Origin of the sequence: Streptomyces olivochromogenes (genome assembly GCF_021538895.1) — a bacterium.
Lineage (GTDB): Bacteria > Actinomycetota > Actinomycetes > Streptomycetales > Streptomycetaceae > Streptomyces > Streptomyces olivochromogenes_A.
The window spans coordinates 25791-49604 of sequence record NZ_JADDRL010000037.1; the positions used below are offsets into that span (position 1 = coordinate 25791).

Below are 23814 nucleotides of genomic sequence, written 5' to 3' on the forward strand. Positions count from 1 at the left end.
GCAGGCGCGATCGAGCGCGACCTGAACGGAGTCCGGAATGCTCGACACTGCCGCCGAGGAACCGCGTCGGAGCACGGCCGATCCCATGGTGATGACGCTGGCCGCCTACACGATGGTGGTGATGGCGGTCTCGGTCCGCATCCTCCTGCTCCCCAGCGAGTCGGGGGACTACGTCACCTTCCTTGCGCCCTGGTACTGGCACATCGTGAGCCACGGCGGGTTCCCGGCTCTCGCCGACCCCGGCTTCTCCGACTACAACGTCCCCTACCTCTACCTGCTGGCCGCACTGACCTACCTGCCAGTCCCCCCACTGGTGGGCATCAAGTGGATCTCGATCCTGTTCGACCTGGCGCTGGCGTACTACAGCTTCCGGATCGTGGCCGTGCTCCGGCCCACGCAGCGCTGGGCGGCCGTCGGCGCCGCCGCGGCGGTGCTCTTCCTGCCCACCGTCGTCACGAACAGCGGTTGGTGGGGGCAGTGCGACGCCATCTACGTGGCCTTCCTGGTCGGTGCGATCTACCACGTGCTGCGCCACCGGCCGTGGTGGGCGTGCGCGTTCTTCGGGCTCGCCCTGGCGTTCAAGTTCCAGGCCGTCTTCCTCTTCCCCTTCCTGCTCGTACTGGTGCTGGTGGGACGGGTGCCGTGGCGGTGCCTGCTCGCCATTCCCGCGACGTATCTCGTACTCGATGTCCCGGCCCTGCTGCTCGGCGCCGACCCCGGTCCGCTGCTGACGGTCTACTCCCGGCAGACGGGCACGTATCCCGCCCTCAGCATCAATGCGCCGTCCGTGTACGAGTTCGTGTCGGTGCCTGGTGACACCAGCGGCGTGCGCAGCGCGGGCATCGTGATCGCGGGAGTCCTCGTGTCGCTCCTGATCGGACTGTCCGTGTGGGCACTGCGGCGCGGCCGACGCGGTGTACCGCACTCCGGATCCGGCGTACCGGGACTCACGGACACCCGGATCGTGCTGCTCGCCGCCTGCTCCTCGGTCGTGGTGCCGTTCCTGCTGCCCTCGATGCACGAGCGGTACTTCTACGCGGCGGACGTGCTCAGCGTGGTGGCCGCGTTCCAGCTGCCCCGTCAGCTCTGGTACGTGCCACTGCTGGTGCAACTGGCATCGTTCGGCAGCTACCTGTACTGCTGCGTCTCACCAGCCATGACTCCCTATCTGTCGATGCCCGCGCACGCCGCGCTGATGCTCCTCGCACTGATCGCTCTGCTCCGGACGACGATCCACGAGTTCCGTCACGGAAACCAAACACCGAGCGTGCCCCCTCAGGCCGTCGCCGACAGGAACTCGGTCGAGCCGGCTTCGGCCTAGCACTTCGCGTACCGGGTTCCCACCGCAATGCACAGGAGATCCTGATGGTAGCCACCGCTCCGCCGCCCCTACCGCTCGAAGAGATCCGGGGTGCGGCGGCGGCCGAACCGAGGAGACACCGGACACGGCTGCTGCTGTGGCCCTTCGTCCTCACCCTCGGCGTGACCGGCTACGGCCTGACCGCTCCCGCGCTGGGGCGCGACGAGCTGATCACCTGGGACGTGGTGACCCGCGACACGGGACACATCCTTGCCACTCTGCACAATGTCGACGCCGTACACGGCACGTATTACCTGCTGCTGCACCTGTGGGTGAGCCTTTTCGGTGACTCCGTCATTTCCATGCGGCTTCCCTCGGTTCTCGCCGCGTCCGGAGCCGCGTCCGTCGTGAGTCTCATCGGGAACCGGCTCTTCGGTTCGCGAGCCGGAATTCTCGCCGGAATTCTCTTCGCGCTCGTTCCGGCCGTGAGCCGATACGCCCAGGAGGCACGCAGCTACGCCCTTGTGATCCTCCTCGCGGCACTCGCGACCCTCCTGCTGCTCCGGGTGCTCGACCGCCCTCGCAACCCGAGGCGCTGGGCCGCGTACGCACTCACGCTGGTCGGCCTCGGTCTGCTCCACGTGATCGCGCTGTCCGTCGTGGCGGCCCACGCCTGCATGCTCGCGGCCCACGCACGGCGTGACCGCTCCCTGTGGTGGAAGTCCGCCCTCGCCCTCCTGGCCGTCGCCGCCTGTCTCGCCCCCGTCGTCCTGCTCGGCCGCTCCCAGGTCAACATCCAGCTGTGGTGGGTTCCGGTGCCCAACGGGTGGGCGCTCCTCACCATCTGGCAGGATATTTTCGCCTCCGGAGCGTGCGCCGGAGCACTGATCGCCTTCGCTGCCCTGGCTCGCTCGTCGCACCGGGCCGCTCCGCTCCTGTGCGCCGTCTGGGCCGTCCTGCCTCCCGTGCTCGTGTGGCTCGCCTCCCAGGGCGACATCTCCTACTTCCGCCCCGCGTACCTGCTGTTCGCCATCCCTGCCTGGGCCCTTCTCGCCGGCGCCGGCCTCAGCGCGGCCTGTCACTCCTGGAAGGCCGCAACGGCCGTCCTCATGGTGCTGGCCGTCCTCAACCTGTTCGACCAGAGACAAGTGCGACAGCCCTTCGACCACGACGGCCCGATCATGCAGGCCCCCCTCGACTACAGGTCCGCGGCGGACCTGATCAGGAAGCACTACCGGCCCGGCGACGCCGTCGTCTACGACCGCGAGCACTCGTGGAAGATCGACGCCGGAGTCCAGTACTACCTGCCCCGCGACCTCAAGATGCGCGACGTGTTCCTGCAGAGGGCTCCGAGGCAGATCAACCAGATCGACTCGGTCGACTGCCCCCTGCCGGACCGGTGCCTGAAGGACGAGCAGCGCATCTGGCTTCTGGGCCACGGCGCCGACCCCGACCCGTTCAACGCCATCAACCAGGGCCAGGCCTCCGTCCTGCGGAACCGGTACTCGCCGGCCTGGAGCCGATCGATGGCGGGGATGACCGTCACCCTGCTCGTCCGCAGGGCCACGAACTGACCTTCCGATGCAGAGCGGCGGAGCCGATCAGGACGCCGAAGACTTCAGATCCGTCTCGAGTACCTGGTCCGAGCCGTCGGGCTGGGTGCCGTTGTGGTCCGAGTTGCACGTGAACACCCACAGCGTGTTCCGGCCCGGAACCTTGACGACGGTACGAAGACGGCCGTACTGGTTCGTGTAGTACGCCACCGGGGTGCCGACGCCGGTTCCGCTGACCGGGATGCGCCACAGGCGCATGCCGCGCAGGCTCGCCATGTACAGACTGCCGTCGGCGTAGACGAGGCCGCTCGGCGATGCCTCGGTGACGGCCCAGGTGGCCTTGGGGTTCGTCATCCCCGGCGTGTCACAGGGCCCAGTACAGGTGGGCCAGCCGTAGTTCTTGCCGGGTTCGATGAGGTTGAGCTCGTCGTTGGATTCCGGGCCGATCTCGGACGCCCAGAGGCGGCCCTCCGGGTCGAAGGCCAGACCCTCGGGGTTGCGGTGACCGTAGGAGTAGACGTACGTCCCGAAGGGGTTGCCCGGCGCGGGCTTGCCCTCGACGGTCAGCCTCAGGATCTTTCCGTTGAGGGAGTTCTTGTCCTGCGCGAGTTCCTGGTGCTCCGAGTCCCCGGTCGCCGCGTAGAGGTAACCGTCCGGGCCGAAGACCAGGCGGCCGCCGTTGTGCCAGTCCGCCCGCGCGATGCCGCTGAGCAGCACGTGGTAGTCGCCGAGGGCGGACCCGTCGTAGGTCATCCGGGCGATCCGGTTGCCCTCGGACGCCGAGTGGAACAGGTAGATGTAGTGGTCCTGCTGCCAATGGGGCGAGACGGCGATGCCCAGCAGACCGTCCTCCTGCTTGGTGGTCACCGTCTCCGGCACGGTTCCCACGAGGATCTTTGCACCGGACTGGGTGAGCCTGAAGATCTTGAACGTCTCGGCCTCGTTGACCAGCGCGGAGCCGTCCGGGAGCCAACTGACGCCCCAGGGTGTGGTCCAGCCGGTCGAGATCGTCCTGGCGGTGCCGGGTTCCGAGGACGCACGAGACGCCGCCAGCAGGGACGCGCTGCTTCCGGGCTCGGCAAGGACAAGCAGCCCTGCGGCCATGGCGGCGACGGCGGTCGCCGCGCGCAGCGGTCTCCTCCGCGACGTTCCGCGGGCCATCGTGACAGTGGGCACGTCGCGTCCTCCTGGCTGAACCGGCATGTTCACCCGGAGCGTAGGTGGGCCTCGCGGGACGAAGGCTCGGACAGGCCCGACGGGTCACCCGTGCAGCCGTCTCCGGTTGCCCGGCCTCCGGTGACTCCGGATGCTGGTGAGGACCTCACCGTCCACCGGAAGGAGAGGAATCATGCCGAACGAAGTCAGGGAACCCACGGGCGGACCCGATCGCGGAGCCCACACCGAAGCGGCCCCTCGCACCGTCGAGACGACCTGGGAACGGCCCGACTACGTAGTCGTCGACACGGCTCTCGAAGTCACCGCGTACTCGCTGGCCACCCGCTAGCGAGGTCACCGACCCGACCCTGAGGGCGCCGACCGCCCTCGGGGTCGCACGGCGGTGCACGCCGACGTATCAGGACGCCGGACCGGCATGGCATCGAGGTGGCCGCCGGCGGAACGGAGATCACACCATGCCGACTGCGGCGGCCCTGCGGCCTTGGGGAAGCGCGGAGTTCGAGCAAAGGCTGCGGGGCGTGGCCGAAGAGCGCTACCACGACCGTCATCCGTTCAACATCCGCATGCACGAAGGCCGGCTCAGCCCGACGCAGCTGCGGTGCTGGATCACCAACCGTTTCCACTACCAGCGGAACATTCCGGTTAAGGACGCCCTCATCACCGCCAAGTTCGATTCCCCGGACCTGCGGCGCATGTGGCTGCGCAGGATCGAGGACCACGACGGACGCGAGCCGGGCGAAGGCGGCATCGAGCGGTGGCTGCGGCTGGGCGAGGCCGCCGGCCTGGACCGGGCCGCGCTGCTGTCCGGCGCGGACGTACTGCCCGGCGTGCGGCTCGCCGTGGACGGATACGTCAACTTCTGCCGCCTGCGGTCACCACTGGAAGCGGTGGCCGCCTCACTGACCGAACTGTCCGCTCCGGACCTCATGCGGCGGCGTATCGAGGCCTTCGAGCGGCACTATCCCTGGATCGACGCCGACGGCCTCGCCTATTTCCGGGCACGCGTCCGGCAGGGCCGGCGGGACAGCGGGGAAGCATTGCGCCTGGTCCTGCGGTGGGCGCGCAGCGGGGCCGAACAGGAGCGGGCGGTGGCGGCACTCGCCTTCAAATGCGACGTGTTGTGGTCGCTGCTGGACGCCGTGGCCGGACAGGAGACCCGCCCGTGACGGCGGGGGCCGCGCCGAACTGGCGCCCCAGGCTCTCGCCGGCCGTGGTACTGCGGCACGACCGGGTGCGTGGCACCGATCTGCTGGTCATGCCGGAGCGCGTGGTGGTACTGACCGGGCAGGCCGGCACCGTCCTCGGGCTGTGCGACGGCGCGCGCGACGTCCGGCGGATCATCGGTGAGCTCGGAACACGCTTTCCCGGTGCCCCGGTGGCCACCGATGTGCCGGCGTTCCTCGACCGGATGCGGGCCGAGGGCTGGCTGCGGTGAACGGCGTCGCAAGGCCCTGGGCCCTGCTCGCCGAGCTGACGCACGCCTGCCCGTTGCGTTGTCCGTACTGCTCCAATCCGCTGGAGCTCACGCGCCGCTCGCGCGAGTTGACCACGGACCGCTGGGTGGACGTGATGCGGCAGGCCGGAGACCTGGGCGTGGTGAGCACCCATCTCTCCGGCGGGGAGCCTCTGTTGAAGGACGGCCTGGAAACCATCGTCGCGGCGGCGGACTCGGCGGGCATCCACACCCAGCTCGTCACCAGTGGGCTGGGGCTGGACCAGGCCCGGCTGGACGGTCTCCTGACGGCCGGACTGCGCAGCGTCCAACTGTCGGTGCAGCACGCGGACCCGGGCTCTTCCGACCGGATCGCCGGTCGCCGGTCGTTCGCGGCGAAGGAGCACGCGGCGGCGCTGGTCCGGCAGACAGGGATTCCCCTGGGGGTCAATGTCGTTCTGCACCACGACAACCTCGACGAGATCGACGCCCTGGTACGTCTGGCGCTGTCGTGGGGCGCGGACCGCATCGAGTTGGCCAACACGCAGTTCTACGGCTGGGCCCTGCGCAATCGGGCCGCGCTCATGCCCCGCGTCGAGCAACTGCGCCAGGCGTCGCGGGCCGTGGAGCGGTGGCGGAAGCGGCTGGCGGGCCGCACCGAACTCGTGTGGGTGGCACCCGACTACGTGGCGGGGGTCGCCAAACCGTGCATGGGCGGATGGGGAGCGGTCTCGCTCACGGTCACACCCGACGGCACGGTGCTGCCCTGTCCGGCCGCGGCGACGCTGCCCGGCATCGACCCGCCGAATGTCGCAGACCGGCCGCTCGCATGGATCTGGGAGCACTCCGGCGCCTTCAACCGGTACCGCGGCACCGACTGGATGCGCGAACCGTGCCGCGGCTGTCCCCACCGTGACGAGGACTTCGGCGGCTGCCGCTGCCAGGCCTTCGCCCTCACCGGCGACGCCGCCCGCACCGACCCGGCGTGCCGGCTGTCTCCGGACCACGGCCTCGTGGAAGAGGCCGTGTTCACGGAGGCAGGCAGACCGGGCTACGAGTACCGGACCTACGCCGACCGCGAGCCTCGCCGGTGATCTCTCCGGCCTGTCACGGCAACCACCCCGGGCCGTTCTAGCCGCCGACGGAGTCCTGCCCGCGTCGCGGCCCCGGCCAGGCGAGGCTCGCCGTGGGGGCGACGGCCGCGCCGGTGTCCTCGCCGATGTAGTAGGTCGGGCGTTGCTGCATGGCCGTGTAGACGCGGCCGATGTACTCGCCGAGCACGCCCAGGCAGATGAGCTGGACGGAGCCGATGAAGAGCACGGCGATGATCAGGGAGGTCCAGCCGGGGGCGGTGTCGCCCGCCGTGTACGCGGCCAGCGTGTACACCAGCACGCCGAGACAGACCAGGAAGGCGAAGGTGCCCAGCCAGATGGCCAGGCGCAACGGGGCGACGGAGAAGCCGACGATGCTGTCGAGCGCCAGCAGGACCATCTTGCGCAGAGGGTACTTGGTCTCACCGGCGACGCGTTCTTCGCGGTGGTAGGTGACCTCTCCGCTGGGGAAGCCGAGCCACGGCACGAGGAGCCGGTACACCTGCGGCTGGTCAGGCAGGGCTTTCAGGGCGTCGAGCACGTTGCGTGACAGGAGACGGAAGTCGCCCGCCTGGGCCGGCACGTGGTTGCCGACCAGGCGGCGCATGAGCCAGTAGTAGACCCCCGCCGTACGGCGCTTGAAGCCGGTGTCGGTGGAGCGGTTGGCGCGCACCCCATAGACGATGTCCAGCTTCCGGGAGCGGGCCAGGGCGAGCATCTCGGGGATCTTCTCCGGGGGGTCCTGGAGATCGGCGTCGAGGCTCGCGGCGTAGTGACCGCGGGCGTGGTGCAACCCGGCGGTCAGCGCGGCCTGGTGTCCGCTGTTGCGGCGCAGTCGCACCAGTCGCAGCTGCGGCCAGGTGGCCCGCAGTTCCGTCAGCAGGTGGGCCGTCCTGTCCTTGGACCCGTCGTCCACCGCGACGACCTCGTACGGCTCGCCCGTGCCGTCCAGCACCGGCCGCAGCCGCCCGACCAGCGCCGGCAACGCCTCTTCCTCGTTGAACATCGGGATCACGACCGACAACTCAACCGCCGACTCGATCTGGTCGGTCGGGTCATGGAGCACATCAATCATTCGGAGATGCCAGCCCATTCTGGAGCGGGGCGGCGCAATCAGGCGCCCGTTTTGCTCACATAAGGTACTGTCTGACGCTGTCTCAGTGCGCACAGACACACGTCCTCGAACCCCGGGTGCCGTAATCCATGCCGAACCTCACCGAGCCCGCCACCGCCTCCGACGTACCCGAGGCCGGGTTCGCCCGGCAGCTTCCGGTGTTCGCGATCATCGGCCTGGTGTCCACCGCCGCCTATCTGGGCCTGTACGTGGCACTTCGGCCGGTGCTCGACGCCCAGCCCGCCAACCTGGTCGCGCTCCTGGTCACGGCCGTGGCCAACACCGCGGCCAACCGCCGGTTCACCTTCCGGGTGCGCGGCGCGGAGGGGGCCGCCCGGCATCAACTGCAAGGGCTGGTGGCCTTCTTCGCCGGACTCGCGCTCAGCGGAGGGGCCCTCGCCGTGGTGCACCGGACTCTGCCCGACGCGCCGGAGGTGGAGGTCGGCGCACTGATCGTGGCCAATGCGGCCGCGACGGCGCTGCGCTTCGTGCTGCTGCGGCTGTGGGTGTTCCGGGGGCCTTGAGTCCCCGGGCCGCCGGAAAAGGCGAATGGCCTGTCGCCGTGTCTTCCCGTCGGGGCGGACGGGAGCGCGGCGACAGGCCTGGGCCCCGCACCTCGTTGTGCGGGACCTCGCCGGTCCGGGAGGACTGCACCGCGGCCGGCCGTGACGATCGCTGGTCAGGGCATCCGAAGACCGGCCGCGGAGTCTTTCTTTCGTGCGGACCTCAGCCCAGGCGCTGCACCAGCGCGTGGTACTGGTCCCACAGCTCCTTCGGGGTGTGGTCGCCGAACGTGTTGAGGTGGTCGGGGACGAGCGCCGCCTCCTCGCGCCAGACCTCCGTGTCGACCGTGAGCAGGAAGTCCAGGTCGGAGTCGGCGAGTTCGAGACCCTTGGTGTCGAGGGCCGCCTTGGCCGGCAGGATGCCGATGGGGGTCTCCACACCCTCGGCCTTGCCGTCGAGACGCTCCACGATCCACTTCAGGACGCGGCTGTTCTCACCGAAGCCCGGCCAGACGAACTTGCCCTGGTCGTTCTTGCGGAACCAGTTGACGTAGTAGATCTTCGGCAGCTTGGACTGGTCCTTGCCCTTGGCCACGTCGATCCAGTGGGCCATGTAGTCGCCCATGTTGTAGCCGCAGAAGGGCAGCATCGCGAAGGGGTCGCGGCGCAGCTCGCCGACCTTGCCCTCGGCGGCGGCGGTCTTCTCGGAGGCGACGTTGGCGCCCAGGAAGACGCCGTGGTTCCAGTCGAAGGACTCCGTCACCAGCGGCACCGCGCTGGCGCGGCGGCCGCCGAAGAGGATCGCCGAGATCGGCACACCCTTCGGGTCCTCCCACTCCGGCGCGATGATCGGGCACTGGGCGGCGGGGACCGTGAAGCGGGCGTTGGGGTGGGCGGCCGGGCTGTCGGACCGAGGCGTCCAGTCGTTGCCCTTCCAGTCCGTCAGGTGGGCCGGAGTCTCCTCCGTCATGCCCTCCCACCAGATGTCGTTGTCGTCGGTGAGCGCGACGTTGGTGAAGACCGCGTTGCCCCACAGCGTCTTCATCGCGTTGGCGTTGGTGTGCTCACCGGTGCCGGGCGCGACGCCGAAGAAGCCGGCCTCGGGGTTGATCGCGTACAGGCGGCCGTCCTCGCCGAAGCGCATCCAGGCGATGTCGTCGCCGATGGTCTCCACGGTCCAGCCGGAGATCGTCGGCTCCAGCATGGCGAGGTTGGTCTTGCCGCAGGCGGACGGGAAGGCCGCGGCGACGTACTTGGACTCGCCCTGCGGCGGGGTCAGCTTGAGGATCAGCATGTGCTCGGCGAGCCAGCCCTCGTCACGCGCCATGACGGAGGCGATGCGCAGGGCGTAGCACTTCTTGCCGAGCAGGGCGTTGCCGCCGTAGCCGGATCCGTAGGACCAGATCTCGCGGCTCTCCGGGAAGTGGGAGATGTACTTGGTCTGGTTGCACGGCCACGGGACGTCCTCCTGGCCCTCCTCCAGGGGGGCGCCGAGCGTGTGGACGGCCTTCACGAAGAAGCCGTCGTCGCCCAGCTCGTCCAGGACCGCCTGACCCATGCGCGTCATCGTCCGCATCGACACGGCCACGTAGGCGGAGTCCGTGATCTCCACGCCGAGCGCGGAGAGCGGGGAGCCCAGCGGGCCCATGCAGAACGGCACGACGTACATCGTGCGGCCCCGCATCGAGCCACGGAACAGGCCCTGCTCGCCCTGGAAGATCTCCCGCATCTCGGCGGGCGCCTTCCAGTGGTTGGTCGGACCCGCGTCCTGCTCCTTCTCGGAGCATATGAAGGTCCGGTCCTCGACGCGCGCGACGTCGGTCGGGTCGGAGGCGGCGTAGTAGGAGTGGGGGCGCTTGACCGGGTCCAGCTTCTTGAAGGTGCCCTTGCTGACGAGCTCCTCCGCGAGGCGCTCGTATTCGGCCTCGGATCCGTCACACCAGACCACGTTGTCCGGCTGGGTCAGTTCGACGATCTCGTTGACCCACGAGATCAGTTCCTGGTGGTTGGTGGGGATGACGGGGGGAGCCGCGTTGTCGCGCGCCACGATTGCTCCTAAATGAGGGATTTTGTCCTTTGTTGCCCCGTGGGGGCCGCGGCCCGGACGCTTCGTAGCCGCTCATCCGGTGCCGACCGCACTCATTTGATCATCCGATGGTAGTGCGCATATGTCCAGAGCGCATCACAGGTGAGCGACGTGAGGAAGACCACGGTTTTCGGCTTGTCCCGCGTTTCTTTGCGTGCACGTGAAGTTCGACTGAGGGACTCTTTGCGTACGGCCCTGGAGCCGCCGTGAGACGATGGCCACTCCGGGCACGCCATCGGCCGGGACTGGTACGTAACTTACGGTTCCGTAGGTACGATTCCGGTCATGACTGCGTCCGCTCCCGACGCGCCCATGGAACCGCCGGCCGCCGGCCGCGGTCCCGTCGCGCTCTCCTTGCCGCACCCGGTCAAGCCGAAGCTCCGCGGCTGGCTGCATCTCGGCATGTTCCCGGCGGTACTCGTCGCCGGCCTGATCCTCACCGCCCTCGCCGACTCCCCGCGCGGTCGCGTGGCCTGCGGCGTCTACGTCCTGACGGCGTGCCTGCTGTTCGGCGTGAGCGCGCTGTACCACCGGGGCAATTGGAGTCCGCGCATGGACGGCATACTGCGCAGACTCGACCACGCCAACATCTTCCTGATCATCGCGGGCACCTACACGCCGCTGACCATGCTGCTCCTGCCCGGCGCCAAGGGGCAGTGGCTGCTGTGGGGCATCTGGGCGGCCGCGGCCGCCGGCATCGTCTTCCGTGTCTTCTGGGTGGGCGCCCCACGCTGGCTCTACACCCCCTGCTACCTGGCCATGGGCTGGGCGGCCGTCTTCTTCCTGCCGGACTTCATGCGCTCCGGCGGCATCGCGGTCCTGGTCCTGGTGATCGTGGGCGGCCTCCTCTACAGCGCGGGCGGAGTGATCTACGGGATCAAGCGCCCCAATCCCTCACCGCGCTGGTTCGGCTTCCACGAGGTGTTCCACTCCTTCACCCTCGCCGCCTTCGTCGTCCACTACGTCGGCATCTCCCTGGTGGCGTACCAGCACGCGTAACCGCCTCCCCCGACCACCGGCCACGGCTCATCCGAGCCGTGGCCATTTTCGTATGCGTTGACAGTAGCTCGATTTTGAGAGTTACTTTCATTTCATGGCTACTGTCATTCCCTCCCAGGAGACGCGGCGCGACCCCCGCCGCTGGTGGGCCCTCGGGGCCCTGGTCGCGAGCATGCTGGTGCTCGGCTTCGACATGACGATCCTCAACGTGGCGCTGCCGACCATGGCGGAGCAGCTCGGCGCGACCACCGGCCAGCAGCAGTGGATGGCCGACGCGTACGTCGTCGTGTTCGCCGCGCTGATGCTCCCCGCGGGCCTGCTCGGCGACCGGTTCGGGCGGCGCCGGATGCTCATCACCGGCCTCGGGATCTTCCTCGCCGGTTCCCTGGTCGGCATCCTGGCCGACGACGTGAACTGGGTGATCGCCGCCCGCGCGGTGATGGGCGTCGGCGCCGCGCTGGTCATGCCGCTCGCGCTGTCCGTGCTGCCCTCGCTGTTCGGGCCGGACGAGCGCACCCGGGCCGTCGGCATCATCTCGGCCGCCTCGGCGCTCGGCCTGCCGCTCGGCCCGATCATCGGCGGCTTCCTGCTGAACCACTTCTGGTGGGGCTCGGTCTTCCTGGTCAACGTCCCGATGGTGGCCATCGGCGTCGCGGCCTGCGTCCTCCTGCTGCCCGAGACCCGGGACCCTGCCTCCCCGAAGGTGGACGTCCTCTCCACCGTGCTCACCGCGTCCGGGCTGGCCGCCCTCATCTACGCGATCATCGAGGCGCCCGGGCGCGGCTGGGGCGACGCCCGGGTACTGGCCTTCTTCGCCACGGCCGTCGTCCTGCTCACCGGGCTGGTCCTGCGCGAGCGCCGGGCCCTGCGGCCCATGCTCGACATGGGGCTGCTCGCCCAGCGCGGCTTCCTGCTCAACACCGTCGCCGCGACCCTGGTGATGTTCGTGCTGTCCGGCCTGATGTTCGTCCTGCCGCCCTACCTCCAGGCCGTCCTCGGCCATGACGCCCTCGGCACTGGGGTGCGTCTGCTGCCGATGATGGGCGGACTGATGATCGCCGCCCGGGGAGCCCAGCCGGTCGTCGCGCGCTTCGGGCCCCGCGCCGTCGTCAGCGCCGGCCTGGTCGTCCTCGCCTTCGCCGCCCTGCTCGGCAGCCGTACGACCGCGGAGTCCGGCTACGGCTTCACCGCGCTGTGGCTCTCGATCGCCGGCCTGGGCTTCGGCTTCTCGGTCGTGCCCGCGATGGACGGGGCGCTGGCCGCCCTGCCCGCCGACCGGGCCGGCAGCGGCTCCGGGCTGCTCATGACCCTGCGCCAGGTCGGCGGCGCGATCGGCATCGCGCTGCTCGGCAGCCTGCTCGCGGGCGCCTTCCGCGACCGGCTCGACGTCACCGGGCTGCCCGGCGGGGCCGCGCACACCGCCGGGGAGTCCGTGGTGGCCGCGCACCTGGTCGCCGAGCGCGCGGGCTCCGCCCACCTGGTGGCCTCCGCGAATGGCGCGTACGTCCACGGCATGGGCCTGGTCCTGCTGGTCTGCGGCGCCGCCTCCCTGGTGGCCGCGCTGCTGGCCGCGGCGTTCCTGCCCGGCGGCGCACCAAAGCGGCGGAGCGCGACGGACGAGGATGCCACCGGGGCGGACCGGCCCGTGGTCACCCCGACGGAGGATGTCCGACAATGACCTTCATGACGGCCGCACGCACCTCCACCCCCGCCGACCGCCCGCGCCCGGGTCTGCGCGAGCGGAAGAAGATCAAGACGCGCGAGGCGATCCGCACCGCGACGTACGAACTGATCGAGGAACAGGGGTACGACGCCACGACGATCGACCAGATCGCCGAGCGCGCCGAGGTGTCGCCGTCGACCGTCTTCCGGTACTTCCCGACCAAGGAGGACATCGTCCTCACGGACGAGTACGACCCGCTCATCATGGAGGAACTCAGGGCCCGGCCCGCCGAGGAGCCCTGGACCGAGTCCGTCCGGTACGTGATGCGGCGGGCCGTCCAGCTCGGCGTCGACGAGGACGCCACGGTGTCCCGGCTGCGGACCCGCCTGATGGTGGAGGTGCCCGCGGTGCGCTCGCGGATGATGGAGAGCATGTCGGTCACCGGCCGCATGCTCTGCCAGGCCGTCGCCGAGCGCACCGGCCGGGACCCGGACAGCCTGGAGGTGCGGGTCTACGCCATGTCCCTGATCGGCGGCCTGATGGAGACCTCCCTGTACTGGGCCGAGAACGGCCACCGGGAGGACCTGGCGGACCTCATCGACCGCACGCTGGACGTCCTGGAGCACGGCCTGCCCAGGGAAAATCCCTGACCCGAGCTCCCCGGCCCGTGACATCCTGGCCAGGTGAACGGTCCCGAGATCCGCGTCGAAGTCGCCCCCGAGCTGTGCCTGTTCGTCCCGCACGCCCGCCGCGACGGCGCCACCCCCCTCGCCACCGACGGCGTCTCGACCCTGGGCCATGTCGTCGAGTCCCTCGGCGTCCCGCTCACCGAGGTCGGCGCGCTGGTCGTGGACGGCCGTGAGGTGCCGGTGTCGCACGTCCCGGCGGCGGGCGAGTCCGTGGAGGTACGGGCGGTGGGGCGGCCCCAGCGGGTGCCCGGCGCGCCCCTGCGCTTTCTCCTCGACGTCCACCTCGGCACCCTCGCCCGCCGGCTGCGGCTGCTCGGCGTGGACGCGGCGTACGAGTCGACGGACATCGGCGACCCGGCGCTGGCCGCGCGCTCGGCCGCCGAGAAGCGGGTCATGCTCAGCCGCGACCGCGGACTGCTGCGCCGCCGCGAGCTGTGGGCGGGCGCCTATGTCTACAGCACCCGCCCCGAGGACCAACTCCGCGACGTCCTCGGCCGCTTCGCCCCCGAACTGCGCCCCTGGACGCGCTGCACCGCCTGCAACGGCCTGCTCACGGAGGCCACCAAGGACCAGGTGGCCGACCGGCTCAAGGGCGGGACGCAGCGGTCGTACGACGTCTTCGCCCAGTGCTCGCAGTGCGAGCGGGTGTACTGGAAGGGCGCGCACCACGAGCAGTTGGAGGCTGTCGTGGCACGCGCCCTGGCGGAGCACTCGGAACGCGGCTAACGCCTTCTCACATCACGCTTTCCGCAGGCCGTTCCGTCCCGGTCGCGGTCCAGGCCGAGCGGGTCGTCCTTGCCGTTGACCTTCAGCCGGCCGTAGTGGTTCCGCTTGAGCCAGCCGCACCGCGCGGCCGCCGTCTTCTTCACCTGCGGCGGGAAGACCGTCGGCACGCAGACGTTGACCGAGCCGTAGTGCCGGTCGCAGCCCGCGAGGGTGGGGCTGACCTTCTGCGAGGCGCGCTTCTTGCCGGGCCCGGTGACCTTGCCCTCCAGGGAGTCGGCGAAGGAGTGGACGTGCGCGGAGGCGGCCGAGGCGCTGAGCGCGGCCGGCCCCTGGAGGTGCACCCACTTCGCCACCGACGGAACGCCGTTGGCGTCGACCGCGAAGAGCATGTACCAGCCGGGCGGGGCCAGATTGGGGTTGCTCGTCACGTTCAGGTCGACGTTGTTGCCGTCCACCGAGAGCGGGAGGTCGACGAACCGCTGGTTGGGGTCGGAGGAGTGGGTGACCGCGGCCGGGCGGATCAGCTCCGCCTTGGCGATGGGCCGGTCCACCGTGATCCGCTGGGTGTCGCCGTACTTCCACTCCTGGTTGATCACCGAGGTGATCGTCGGGCGGGTGCCCTTGTAGAGGTAGGGCGGGGTGTAGATCGACACGTTGTGGTTCCAGCTGCCGTTGCCCGGGTTGTCACCGGTGGCCATCACCCGGCCGTCGGGCAGCAGGAACGCGGAGGAGTGGTAGCCGCGGGCCTCGGGGTCGGCGGCCACCGGGTCGAAGGTGTTGCCGTCCGGGTCGTAGATCGACGACTCGTAGACCGGGTTGGCCCGGTTGTGCAGGGCGCCGCCCGTCTCCAGCACCTTGCCGTCGGGCAGCAGCACCGCGGAGACGTACATCTTGCCCTGGGCGCCGGTCTCGGGGACCTTGCCGTTGCCGAGGTCGACCGTGCCCTGCGGGAGGAGCGGGCCCGCGGTGTAGGCCGGGTCGGCCTGCTTGAGGTCGATGAGGTCGGTCAGCCGGTTGCCGTCCGGGTTGGAGTCGATGTTGCCGCCGCCGAGCGTGAGGACCCGCTGGTCCTGCGCCGGAGGCAGCAGCACGCTCGCCGACTGATCGCGCTCGTCCTTCTTCTGCAGGCCCGGGACCTGCGTGACCGTGTTGGCGTTGTAGTCGTAGACCGCCGACCCGGTGCCCGGGATGTTGTTGCCGAAGACATGGCTGCCCGAGTAGAAGAGGCGGCCGTCCTGCATCAGGATCATCGACGGGTACAGACCCCAGAACGACCAGGTCTGGTTGACCTTCCACAGCGGCTGCCACTGCTGGTCCTTGTCCGACCAGTACTCGGCGGTGACCGAACCGGAGGAGTCCTCGCGCAGACCGCCGAAGGAGATGACGTCACCGTTGCCCAGCTCGGTCGCCGAGGGGTACCAGTGGCCGTCGTTCAGGTCGTTGGTCTTGCTGTACGTCTCGGTCTTCGGGTCGAAGATGTACGAGTCCTTGAAGCCCTCGTAGCCGTGCCCGCCCGGGACCGGGTACGCCTTGTTGCCGCTCATGACGAGCACGCGCCCGTCCTGCAACTGGATGTGCCCCGCGCAGAACATGTCCTTCGGCGTGGGGACGACCTTGTACGTACCGGTGGCCGGGTCGTACACCGCGCTGGTGAACGTGCCCGCGTTGAAGTTCTCCTCGCTGTTGCCGGAGCCGGCGATCAGCAGCACCTTGCCGTTGTTGAGGACGACGGAGTGCATGGAGCGGACCGGGTTCTGCGTCGGCTGCACCGACCAACTGCCGTTGGCGCACTGGTCGTTGGTGCCGGTGCACTGGGGCGGCGGGAGCGTGTCGGGGACCTGCTCCATGGAGTAGTCGTCGGTGGTCGCCGAGCCCGTGCCGTACACCGACACGCCCCAGGTGATGCGGTCGGTGCCGGCCGGGACCTCGGGGGTGCGGACCGTGGCCTGCGTGTAGGCCGACGCCATGTCCAGCGTCTTGAGGTCGGTCCAGTACTGCCAGCCCGCCGTCGTGTCGTGCCTAAAGAGCGTGACGGCGGTGTCGGGCGTCGTGGACTTGTACCAGAGCGAGAGGTCGTACTGCTTGCCCGCCGTGACCGTCGGCGCGCACGCGGTGGACTCGGTGATCAGCGCCTTGCGGTCGCCGTCGACGCGGCGGGTGAGCGTGACCTTCATGGCCTTGGAGCCGGAGTGGGCGTCGGCGACGGTGGCGAAGCTGAAGTCGTTGTCGCCCCAGCCGGACTTCTCCCAGCAGTAGGGCATGCCGTCGGTGCCGGCCGTCTCGAAGCCGGCGTTCTTGATGAGGTTGGCGGCCTCGGCGGACTGGGGCGAGGTGAGGAGGAGTCCGGCGGTCAGGGCCCCGACCCCGGCCAGCGCGGTCCGTCTGCGGTGTTTGTTCACACGGCTCTCCTTGCGGTATTGCGGCTGCACTTCATCGGGCGTTCTCCGGGGCGCTCCAGTCGGCGTCGAGAGCCCGATCGTGCTCAGCCCTTCGGGCCTCCGCGCGTTCGGCCTCTCGACGCCGACGCGCCCCTCCGCCCGCCCCGCGGCGCGGGAGATAGACCAGCGCTTCGGTCCCGACGAAGCGCAGGACGAACGTCGTCACCAGCGCGAGCGCGGTGGCGGACAGCGCCCCCATCCCGAACCGGTCGACGAACAGCGCGATCAGCGGGATGCGCAGCACCAGGTCGGCGTTGGCGAGCAGCGCGAACCGGCCGGCGCGGTCCCACCACCGGCGGTGCGCGCGCCGCTCGCGGAACAGCAGGTGCTCGATGAGCACGAAGTTCCAGACGACGCCGAGCTGGTTGGCGAGGATCTCGGCGGGGACGTAGTGCATCCCGAGGACGGTCAGCGCCCACAGACCGACCAGGTTCGGCACGAACCCGGTGGCGCCGATCAGCCCGAAGGCGACCATGCGGGCGACCGGCGAGGCGGTGCGCAGGCCGACCAGGTGGCGCAGGAAGCGGAAGCCCTCCTGCGCGGTGGACTTGGACTCGCCCGCGAACCGGTCCTGGAAGACGAACGGCACCTCGGCGACCGTGCGCGGCCGGCTCCGGACGGCGAGCTCAAGGAGGATCTTGTAGCCCAGCGGCTTGAGCACCTCCGCCGTGACCGCGCTGCGCCGGATGGCGAAGAAGCCGCTCATCGGGTCGCTGATGCCGTGCAGTCTGCGCGGGAAGAGGGACTTGGTCAGCCAGGTCGCCCCGCGTGAGACGGCGACCCGGTAGCTGCCCGCGAGCCCGGCCCGGCTGCCGCCCTTGATGTACCGGGAGGCCACGACGAGCCCGGCGCTCGTCCGCTCGCCGGTGGCGACCAGCTCCGGTACCAGGGACGGCGGATGCTGGCAGTCGCCGTCCATCACGACGATCCACTGCGAGGTGGCGGCCTTGAGCCCCTCGACGACCGCCCCGCCGAGTCCGCCGACCGCCTCTTCGCGGTGCAGCACGGTGACCGGGAACGGGCAGTCCTGCGCGGCCTGGCGGATGACCTCGGGGGTGTCGTCGGTGGAGTCGTCCACGAAGACGACCTCGCAGGGCAGCCGGGCGGGCACCGACTCGGTGATCTGGTGCAGCAACTGCCGGATGTTCGCGGACTCGTTGAACGTCGGGACGACGATGGTGACGGCACCGGGCTCGGCGACCTCCGCGGCCTGTACGGCCGGATCGCCCAGCTCACCGGGGACGGTGTACTCGTGGCTGCTCATCGCTCGCCTCCCACGGCTGCCGTCCGGATCTTCCGGATCTCGATGCGGTCGGGTCCGGTGCCGAAGGTGGCGACCGGGGTGGAGTGCCGGATCGCGGCCTTGACGTTGGGCAGATCGCGGGCGTCCCGCCGGACGGTCGGCGAGGCGACCACGTAGTCGATGTCCTTCCAGCCGTGCGGCATGGTCTTCGTCACGGCCGGGTCGAGGTCCGCCTTGTAGAACCAGATGGCGCCGAGTCCGGGCCGGTAGCCGTGGTGCACCAGGTCCAGCCAGAGGGCGTCGTCGACGAGGACCCGGGTGTCCTTCGGGTCCTCGACCTTGCTGCCGAGCCATGCCGAGGCCTGCCGGTAGGGCTTGTTGGCGTCCGCGGTGACGGCGGTGCGGTCGCCGTCGTACCAGTGCGGTACGACATAGGCGCCGGCGGCGACGGCGAGGACGGCGGCGAGCGTGTACCGGCCCGCGGTGACATACCGGTTCTCGTTCTCGGACCGCCGTCTGCGCAGCACGGCGTGGGCGACGGAGGCGGTGCCCCCGGCGAGCACCAGCGCGAGGAAGGGCAGGGCACCGATGACGTACATGGCGGGCAGGTAGCCGCCTGGCCGCATCGCCACCAGAGCCAGGATCGCCACGGTCAGGGCCGGTCCGGCGAGGGCGCGGGCGGTGACCGACCAGCGCCAGGTGACCAACAGCAGGAGGGCGCCGGCCAGACCGCCGAGGGGCAGGACGCGGTCGTAGTACAGCCAGGAGTGGAGCACGCCGTACGAGCCGGATGACGTGTCGAGGATGAAGCCCGAACCCGGCCTGGACATCTGGTACTTGATGCCGTCCCAGAGTGACACGTGCCCGCTGCCCGGCAGCAGTTCGCCCTTGAGCAGGGCGAACAGCGGGTACGAGAAGCCGGCCAGGGTGCAGGCGGTGATGGCTCCGGTGAGCGCGAACTTGCGAGTGTCACGGTGGCTGTGGCGCCACATGGTGAGCAGCAGGGCGGGCAGGACGACGAGCATCGTCTCCTTGGTGAGCACGCCCGCGGCGGCGGCCAGGCCCGCGCCGAAGTGGTGCCAGAGGTGACGGCTGGGCGAGGCGGCGAGGCAGAACGCGAACAGCAGCCACATCACGGCGATGTTGTCGAGGAAGATCTCGCGCTGGAGCACGACGGCCAGCGGCGAGAGCCCGAAGAGCGCCATGCCGAGCCCGGCGGCCCAGCGGGGCAGGGACAGCCGGCGGCCGAGGACGTAGACGAGGACTGCGCTGATGCCGCTGATCACGAGCATCGCGACGCGCATGCTGCCGACGGTCATCGCGCCGGGGCTGACCGCGGACGGGATCCAGGTGAGCAGCGCTATCTGGATCCAGCCGAGCGGTGGGTGGTCGTACCAGTAGGTGTAGTGGGCCAGGCCCTTGCCCTGCTGTACGGCCCAGGCCTGGGCGAGGTAGGTGCCCTCGTCGTCGCTGAGGGTCGGGTAGTCGGCGATGTTCCAGCCCTGGACGACGAGGATCGCCACCAGGAGCACACCGCACAGGAGCAGGTCGGAACGGGAGGAGCGGAGCCGGGCCGGCGGCGTCGTTCGACCGGTCGAACGCTCCGTGGGTACAGGTCGGCGCTGCGCGGGGACCTTCGGAGTGGTCACCGCGGGAAGGGTGGAGGTCACGCAGGAACGTCCTCTCGGATCGTCTCGGCCGCGGAGAGGTGCGCGCCGACGTGGGTGGTCAACTCCCAGTCGTTACGGCCGCGCTGCTCACGCCATACGGCGCGGATCGCGGCCCCTGCGAGCAGGACCTGGTAGAACGGGCCGCCCACGACGAGCTTCACGTAGTGGACGAGGCGGACACGGAGTCCGTACTGCTTGCCGAAGTCGTGCAGCCCGACCACCTCGAAGACGAAGGTGACGGCGGCGGTGACCAGCGGCAGGAAGGTCAGGAAGGCGACCCCGACGGGGACGTCCAGGAAGAGCGCCACGGCGGCGTTGAGCGGGATGACGACTCCGGAGAAGGCCTGCAGGAACGGCGTCATCAGGGTGTAGCGGGCGAGCAACCGCTGCCCGAAGCCCGGGAGTTGCTTCCAGTCCTTCTTCCGGTAGACCTGCAGGAAGCCCTGGTTCCAGCGGGTGCGCTGCTTGAGCAGCGACATCAGCGAGCCGGGGGTCTCCTCGCGGGTGACCATCTCGGAGTCGTAGGCGACGACGACCTTCTTGCCGACGCTGGACAGGCGGACCCCCAGGTCGCAGTCCTCGGCGAGGCAGTTGGGGTCCCAGCCGTCCGCTTCCCTGAGCACGTCCGTGCGGACGAAGACGGTGTTGCCGCCGAGCGGGATGAACCCCTTCTGCGCGTGCAGGTGGAGCCGGGAGCGGAACCAGAAGAAGTACTCCAGGCAGTTGCGCAGGCTGTACCAGCTGGAGTGGAAGTTGATGAGCTGCACGCCGCCCTGGACGACGTCCGCGGCGGTGGTGCGGAAGGCGTGGTCGACGTGGGCGAGGAGCTCCGGGTGGACCTGGTCCTCGGCGTCGAAGACCCCTACGACGTCGCCGCGGCAGTGCGGCAGCGCCGTGTTCATGGCCTTCGGCTTGTTCTTCTTCTCGTGGGTGTCGACGACGACCCGGACCCGCGGGTCGCGTGCGGCTGCCCGCTCGGCCACCGCCGTGGTCTCGGGGTCGTCGTGCCCCACGATCACGATGATCTCGAAGTCGGTGTGTGTGGACTCCAGCAGCCGCTGGATGGTGTGGTCGAGCACGGCCTGTTCGTGGCGCGCCGGCAGCAACAGCGAGAACGAGACATGCTCGTCCCCGTCCGGTCTGCTGAACCGGGTGGAGGCGAGCACCTCGGGCGTGCGCCACGCGTGCATCTGCCACCACAAAGTGAAGGCAGCCATCCAGAACAGAGCCAGTGAAACGGCAGCGATGAAGACGGACGTCAGCACAAAAGATCCCCCCAGATCCCAAATCCCCCGGCGCGACATGGCACCCCACCCGTCGCGTCAGGGAGAGATTATGAGTGATCTGTGAAGCGCGCACACCTTTTCAGTGAAGAGCGTGTTTCACCACAATGCGCGTCCTCGATGAGCAATTCGAACGCTAGTAACGTTTGGGGCAGTTGGTTCGATGCCCTTTCAGCTGTTCAACGCGGCGCGCAGGCGCTCCGGGTCGGTCGTCGGGGCGTCGCAGGCGAAGTTCCGGCAGACGTACGCGGCCGGCTCGCCGTCGATTAGCGGCCGGTCGGCGAGGAGGGGGAATTCATCGCTTCCCGGCACTCCGAACGCGATCACCGCGCCGGGTGCGGTACCCAGAAGTGCCGTACGGCGCAAGGTTTTTGAGGCCTCGTCACCGAACTCCGGTACCACGACGGCGACTTCGCGGGGACCGTCGAGCAGGGCCTCGGCGACGGCGAGCCCCCAGCCGATGAACCGCGGCACGCGTGGCCCGAGCGCCTTGACGACGCCAAGAGCCTTTTCGGCCGCGTTGCGATGGGGTGCGGAGCCGGTGTGGGCGGCGTAGCCCAGCAGGGCGCCCGCGGCGGCGGTCCAGCCGGAGGGGGTGGCGTTGTCGGTGGGGTCCTGCGGGCGGCGGATGAGCCGTTCGGCGTCGGCGGCGGTGTCGTAGAGGGCGCCGCTGCCGGGGTCGGTGAAGCGGGCGAGCACATGGCCGAGGAGCAGCCCGGCGAATTCCAGCCAGACGCCCTCGCCGGTCACGGAGGCGAGCGCGAGGAAGCCCTCGGCGACGTCGGCGTAGTCCTCCAGCACACCGGAGTTGGCACCGACCCGGCCGTCCTTGCTGGTGCGGGCCAGCTGTGCGTGCTCGTCCAGGTGCAGTCGTACGAGGAGATCGGCGGCGCCGACCGCGGCCTCGACCAGGTCGGGGCGGTCGAAGTAGGCGCCGGTCTCGGCCAGCGCGGCGATGGCGAGCCCGTTCCAGGCAGCGACGATCTTGTCGTCGCGGCCCGGGGCGGGGCGCTCCTGACGCGCGCGCAGCAGCCGTTCCCGGACGGACGTGACCTTCTCGGCGTCGAACACGCCCTCGTCCTGCGGGAGCTGGAGGACGGACTGGCCGTTCTCGAAGGTGCCCTCCGCCGTCACCCCGAAGTGCTGGGCGGCGAGTTCGGCGTCGTCGCCGAGGACCTCGGCGAGTTGTTCGGGCGTCCACGCGTAGTACGCCCCCTCGACGTGCCGTCCGGTGCCGTCGTCGCTGTCGGCGTCCAGCGCGGAGGCGAACCCGCCCTCGGCGGTGCGCAGTTCGCGGACCATGAAGTCGGCGGTCTCCAGGGCGACGCGGCGGGCGAGCTCGGAGCCGGTGGAGCGCCACAGGTGGGCGTAGACACGGCAGAGCAGGGCGTTGTCGTAGAGCATCTTCTCGAAGTGCGGCACCACCCAGTCGCGGTCGACGGAGTAGCGGGCGAAGCCGCCGCCGAGCTGGTCGTAGATGCCACCGCGGGCCATGCGCTCGCAGGTGTCCCGGGCCATCTGGAGGGCGCCCTCGGCGCCGGTGCGGGCATGGTGCCGCAGCAGGAACTCGATCACCATGGACGGCGGGAACTTCGGCGCCCCGCCGAAGCCGCCGCGCTGCGGGTCGTACTCGCGGGTGAGTCCGAGCAGGGCCTGGGCGAGCTCCTGTTCGCCGGGAAGGTGCTCGGTCCCGTAGTCGAGCTCCCGCCCGGCCAGATCGCGCACGATCTTCCCGGCGACCTCGGTCACTTCCTCGCGCCGCTCGCTCCAGGCCTGCCGCACGCCCTCCAGCACCTGCCGGAAGGCGGGCATCCCGTGCCGGGGTGCGGGCGGGAAGTAGGTGCCGAAGTAGAAGGGCTCGGCGTCCGGGGTGAGGAACACGGTCATGGGCCAGCCGCCCTGACCGGTGGCCGCCTGGACGGCCTCCATGTAGACGGCGTCGACGTCGGGGCGTTCCTCGCGGTCGACCTTGACGCTGACGAAGTGTTCGTTGAGGAAGTCGGCGGTGACCCGGTCCTCGAAGGACTCGTGGGCCATCACGTGGCACCAGTGGCAGCTGCTGTATCCGACGCTCAGCAGAACGGGCTTGTTCGCCTTGCGGGCCTCGTCGAAGGCCTCGGCCGACCAGGGCCACCAGTCGACGGGGTTGTCGGCGTGCTGGAGAAGGTACGGGGACGTCTCATGGGCCAGTCGGTTCACCGTTCCACTCTCCCACGGCCTCGGGGGCGGCGTAGAAGCGCAGACTCATGTGGCGCGCCCCCTCCGGGGCGTCCTGCGGGGCGTGGCCGTACCGGTCGAGCAGGGCCTGGTAGGCGCGCACGAACTCGTGCAGGTCGTCCTTGGTCATCCAGGTGCCGGTGCGCTGCACCTGGGCCCAGCCCTCGGGGCCCCGGTACTGCTGGTAGGCGTGGCGGAACAGCCTGGTGTCCACCTCGATCTTGAGCAGGGCGAAGTGTTCCGCGGCCGCGTACTCCTCGGGGGCCATCGTGGCCGGGTCGGGCGCCGTGTGGCTGAAGGGCAGGGAGCGCCACCAGCGCTCGCGGCCCCCGGACTTCTCCGGGATCTCCTCGATGAGCCGCTGCTCGGCGAGTTTGCGCAGGTGGTAGCTGGTGGTGCCGGAGCTTTCGCCGAGTTCGCGAGCGAGCACGGTGGAGTTCGCCTCGCCGTGCCGGCCGAGGTAGTCGAGGATCCGCCGGCGCAGCGGGTTGCCGAGGGACTTGTAGAGGGCGGTGCGCTCGGCGCTGGTCAGCTCGCTCATGCCGCCAACGGTATCCCGCCGTTCTCCTACCCCAGAAGGATTTCTGCAGAATTTTCTTTGCAGAGCTTTCTCTGCGGTCTACCGTGGAGG

General features: G+C 69.9%; 20 protein-coding genes. 11 read left to right on the forward strand and 9 right to left on the reverse strand.

Annotation, left to right across the window (positions count from 1 at the left end):
• Positions 1-37: 37 nt before the first annotated feature.
• Both IPZ69_RS20085 and IPZ69_RS20090 read left to right on the forward strand, forming a co-directional pair.
• Positions 38-1321, forward strand: a complete 1284-nt coding sequence (locus IPZ69_RS20085; protein WP_235455546.1) for a glycosyltransferase 87 family protein — start codon at positions 38-40, stop codon at positions 1319-1321.
• A 44-nt stretch (positions 1322-1365) separates the two neighbouring features.
• Positions 1366-2874 (forward strand): glycosyltransferase family 39 protein, encoded by a 1509-nt coding sequence (locus IPZ69_RS20090; RefSeq protein ID WP_235455547.1) that lies wholly within the window; start codon positions 1366-1368, stop codon positions 2872-2874.
• 27 nt (positions 2875-2901) lie between these two features.
• On the opposite strand, the gene IPZ69_RS20095 is transcribed toward IPZ69_RS20090, so the two are convergent.
• Positions 2902-4029 (reverse strand): PQQ-dependent sugar dehydrogenase, encoded by a 1128-nt coding sequence (locus IPZ69_RS20095; RefSeq protein WP_235455548.1) that lies wholly within the window; start codon positions 4027-4029, stop codon positions 2902-2904.
• 172 nt (positions 4030-4201) lie between these two features.
• On the opposite strand from IPZ69_RS20095, the gene pqqA reads away from it, so the two are divergent.
• The 4 genes from pqqA (at position 4202) to pqqE (ending at position 6555) form a co-directional block, all read left to right on the forward strand.
• Positions 4202-4357, forward strand: coding sequence for a pyrroloquinoline quinone precursor peptide PqqA (gene pqqA / locus IPZ69_RS20100; protein ID WP_235455549.1), 156 nt, complete (start codon positions 4202-4204; stop codon positions 4355-4357).
• A gap of 127 nt (positions 4358-4484) precedes the next feature.
• Positions 4485-5195, forward strand: coding sequence for a pyrroloquinoline-quinone synthase PqqC (pqqC, locus tag IPZ69_RS20105; protein ID WP_235455550.1), 711 nt, complete (start codon positions 4485-4487; stop codon positions 5193-5195).
• Complete coding sequence (gene pqqD, locus IPZ69_RS20110; protein ID WP_268834810.1) at positions 5138-5464, forward strand: pyrroloquinoline quinone biosynthesis peptide chaperone PqqD; 327 nt, start codon at positions 5138-5140, stop codon at positions 5462-5464. The genes pqqC and pqqD overlap by 58 nt, the downstream gene beginning before the upstream one ends.
• Entirely contained in the window at positions 5461-6555 is a 1095-nt protein-coding gene (gene pqqE, locus IPZ69_RS20115) for a pyrroloquinoline quinone biosynthesis protein PqqE (protein ID WP_235455552.1), read from the forward strand. Before pqqD ends, pqqE begins: the two co-directional genes overlap by 4 nt.
• A 37-nt stretch (positions 6556-6592) precedes the next feature.
• Here pqqE and IPZ69_RS20120 read toward each other — a convergent pair whose 3' ends face one another.
• Positions 6593-7627, reverse strand: coding sequence for a glycosyltransferase family 2 protein (locus IPZ69_RS20120; protein ID WP_235455553.1), 1035 nt, complete (start codon positions 7625-7627; stop codon positions 6593-6595).
• A gap of 128 nt (positions 7628-7755) precedes the next feature.
• Between IPZ69_RS20120 and IPZ69_RS20125 the strand changes: the two genes are divergently transcribed.
• Positions 7756-8190 (forward strand): GtrA family protein, encoded by a 435-nt coding sequence (locus IPZ69_RS20125; protein WP_235455554.1) that lies wholly within the window; start codon positions 7756-7758, stop codon positions 8188-8190.
• A gap of 202 nt (positions 8191-8392) precedes the next feature.
• On the opposite strand, the gene IPZ69_RS20130 is transcribed toward IPZ69_RS20125, so the two are convergent.
• Positions 8393-10216 carry a phosphoenolpyruvate carboxykinase (GTP) gene (locus IPZ69_RS20130; RefSeq protein ID WP_235455555.1) on the reverse strand — a complete coding sequence of 608 codons (1824 nt, stop codon included), beginning with the start codon at positions 10214-10216 and terminating at the stop codon, positions 8393-8395.
• 324 nt (positions 10217-10540) lie between these two features.
• Between IPZ69_RS20130 and trhA the strand changes: the two genes are divergently transcribed.
• The 4 genes from trhA (at position 10541) to IPZ69_RS20150 (ending at position 14332) form a co-directional block, all read left to right on the forward strand.
• On the forward strand, positions 10541-11254 hold the full coding sequence (trhA, locus tag IPZ69_RS20135; RefSeq protein ID WP_235455556.1) for a PAQR family membrane homeostasis protein TrhA: 714 nt from the start codon (positions 10541-10543) through the stop codon (positions 11252-11254).
• A gap of 94 nt (positions 11255-11348) precedes the next feature.
• Positions 11349-12932: an MFS transporter gene (locus IPZ69_RS20140; protein WP_235455557.1), complete on the forward strand. Its 1584-nt coding sequence runs from the start codon at positions 11349-11351 to the stop codon at positions 12930-12932.
• 5 nt (positions 12933-12937) lie between these two features.
• Positions 12938-13567 (forward strand): TetR/AcrR family transcriptional regulator, encoded by a 630-nt coding sequence (locus IPZ69_RS20145; RefSeq protein ID WP_445330176.1) that lies wholly within the window; start codon positions 12938-12940, stop codon positions 13565-13567.
• 33 nt (positions 13568-13600) lie between these two features.
• Positions 13601-14332 (forward strand): Mut7-C ubiquitin/RNAse domain-containing protein, encoded by a 732-nt coding sequence (locus tag IPZ69_RS20150; RefSeq protein WP_235455559.1) that lies wholly within the window; start codon positions 13601-13603, stop codon positions 14330-14332.
• On the opposite strand, the gene IPZ69_RS20155 is transcribed toward IPZ69_RS20150, so the two are convergent.
• The 6 genes from IPZ69_RS20155 to IPZ69_RS20180 form a co-directional block, all read right to left on the reverse strand.
• Entirely contained in the window at positions 14329-16731 is a 2403-nt protein-coding gene (locus IPZ69_RS20155) for a galactose oxidase-like domain-containing protein (protein ID WP_235455560.1), read from the reverse strand. The genes IPZ69_RS20150 and IPZ69_RS20155 overlap by 4 nt on opposite strands.
• 31 nt (positions 16732-16762) lie before the next feature.
• Positions 16763-18034 carry a glycosyltransferase gene (locus IPZ69_RS20160; protein WP_235455561.1) on the reverse strand — a complete coding sequence of 424 codons (1272 nt, stop codon included), beginning with the start codon at positions 18032-18034 and terminating at the stop codon, positions 16763-16765.
• Entirely contained in the window at positions 18031-19683 is a 1653-nt protein-coding gene (locus tag IPZ69_RS20165) for an ArnT family glycosyltransferase (protein WP_235455562.1), read from the reverse strand. Before IPZ69_RS20165 ends, IPZ69_RS20160 begins: the two co-directional genes overlap by 4 nt.
• Positions 19680-20948 (reverse strand): glycosyltransferase, encoded by a 1269-nt coding sequence (locus IPZ69_RS20170; RefSeq protein WP_235455563.1) that lies wholly within the window; start codon positions 20946-20948, stop codon positions 19680-19682. Before IPZ69_RS20170 ends, IPZ69_RS20165 begins: the two co-directional genes overlap by 4 nt.
• A 189-nt stretch (positions 20949-21137) precedes the next feature.
• The gene (locus IPZ69_RS20175) at positions 21138-23165 is read right to left on the reverse strand and encodes a thioredoxin domain-containing protein (RefSeq protein WP_235455564.1); all 2028 of its coding nucleotides are present in this window, start codon (positions 23163-23165) and stop codon (positions 21138-21140) included.
• Positions 23146-23724: an ArsR/SmtB family transcription factor gene (locus IPZ69_RS20180; protein ID WP_235455565.1), complete on the reverse strand. Its 579-nt coding sequence runs from the start codon at positions 23722-23724 to the stop codon at positions 23146-23148. The genes IPZ69_RS20175 and IPZ69_RS20180 overlap by 20 nt, the downstream gene beginning before the upstream one ends.
• Positions 23725-23814 lie beyond the last annotated feature (90 nt).

What these genes read in the sequence shown, in the direction of transcription:
- IPZ69_RS20085 (WP_235455546.1), top strand. Translation starts at nt 38, where the DNA reads ATGCTCGACACTGCCGCCGAGGAACCGCGTCGGAGCACGGCCGATCCC.
- IPZ69_RS20090 (WP_235455547.1), top strand. Translation starts at nt 1,366, where the DNA reads ATGGTAGCCACCGCTCCGCCGCCCCTACCGCTCGAAGAGATCCGGGGT.
- pqqA (WP_235455549.1), top strand. Translation starts at nt 4,202, where the DNA reads ATGCCGAACGAAGTCAGGGAACCCACGGGCGGACCCGATCGCGGAGCC.
- pqqC (WP_235455550.1), top strand. Translation starts at nt 4,485, where the DNA reads ATGCCGACTGCGGCGGCCCTGCGGCCTTGGGGAAGCGCGGAGTTCGAG.
- pqqD (WP_268834810.1), top strand. Translation starts at nt 5,138, where the DNA reads ATGCGACGTGTTGTGGTCGCTGCTGGACGCCGTGGCCGGACAGGAGAC.
- IPZ69_RS20120 (WP_235455553.1), bottom strand. Translation starts at nt 7,627, where the DNA reads ATGATTGATGTGCTCCATGACCCGACCGACCAGATCGAGTCGGCGGTT.
- IPZ69_RS20125 (WP_235455554.1), top strand. Translation starts at nt 7,756, where the DNA reads ATGCCGAACCTCACCGAGCCCGCCACCGCCTCCGACGTACCCGAGGCC.
- trhA (WP_235455556.1), top strand. Translation starts at nt 10,541, where the DNA reads ATGACTGCGTCCGCTCCCGACGCGCCCATGGAACCGCCGGCCGCCGGC.
- IPZ69_RS20140 (WP_235455557.1), top strand. Translation starts at nt 11,349, where the DNA reads ATGGCTACTGTCATTCCCTCCCAGGAGACGCGGCGCGACCCCCGCCGC.
- IPZ69_RS20145 (WP_445330176.1), top strand. Translation starts at nt 12,938, where the DNA reads ATGACGGCCGCACGCACCTCCACCCCCGCCGACCGCCCGCGCCCGGGT.
- IPZ69_RS20160 (WP_235455561.1), bottom strand. Translation starts at nt 18,034, where the DNA reads ATGAGCAGCCACGAGTACACCGTCCCCGGTGAGCTGGGCGATCCGGCC.
- IPZ69_RS20180 (WP_235455565.1), bottom strand. Translation starts at nt 23,724, where the DNA reads ATGAGCGAGCTGACCAGCGCCGAGCGCACCGCCCTCTACAAGTCCCTC.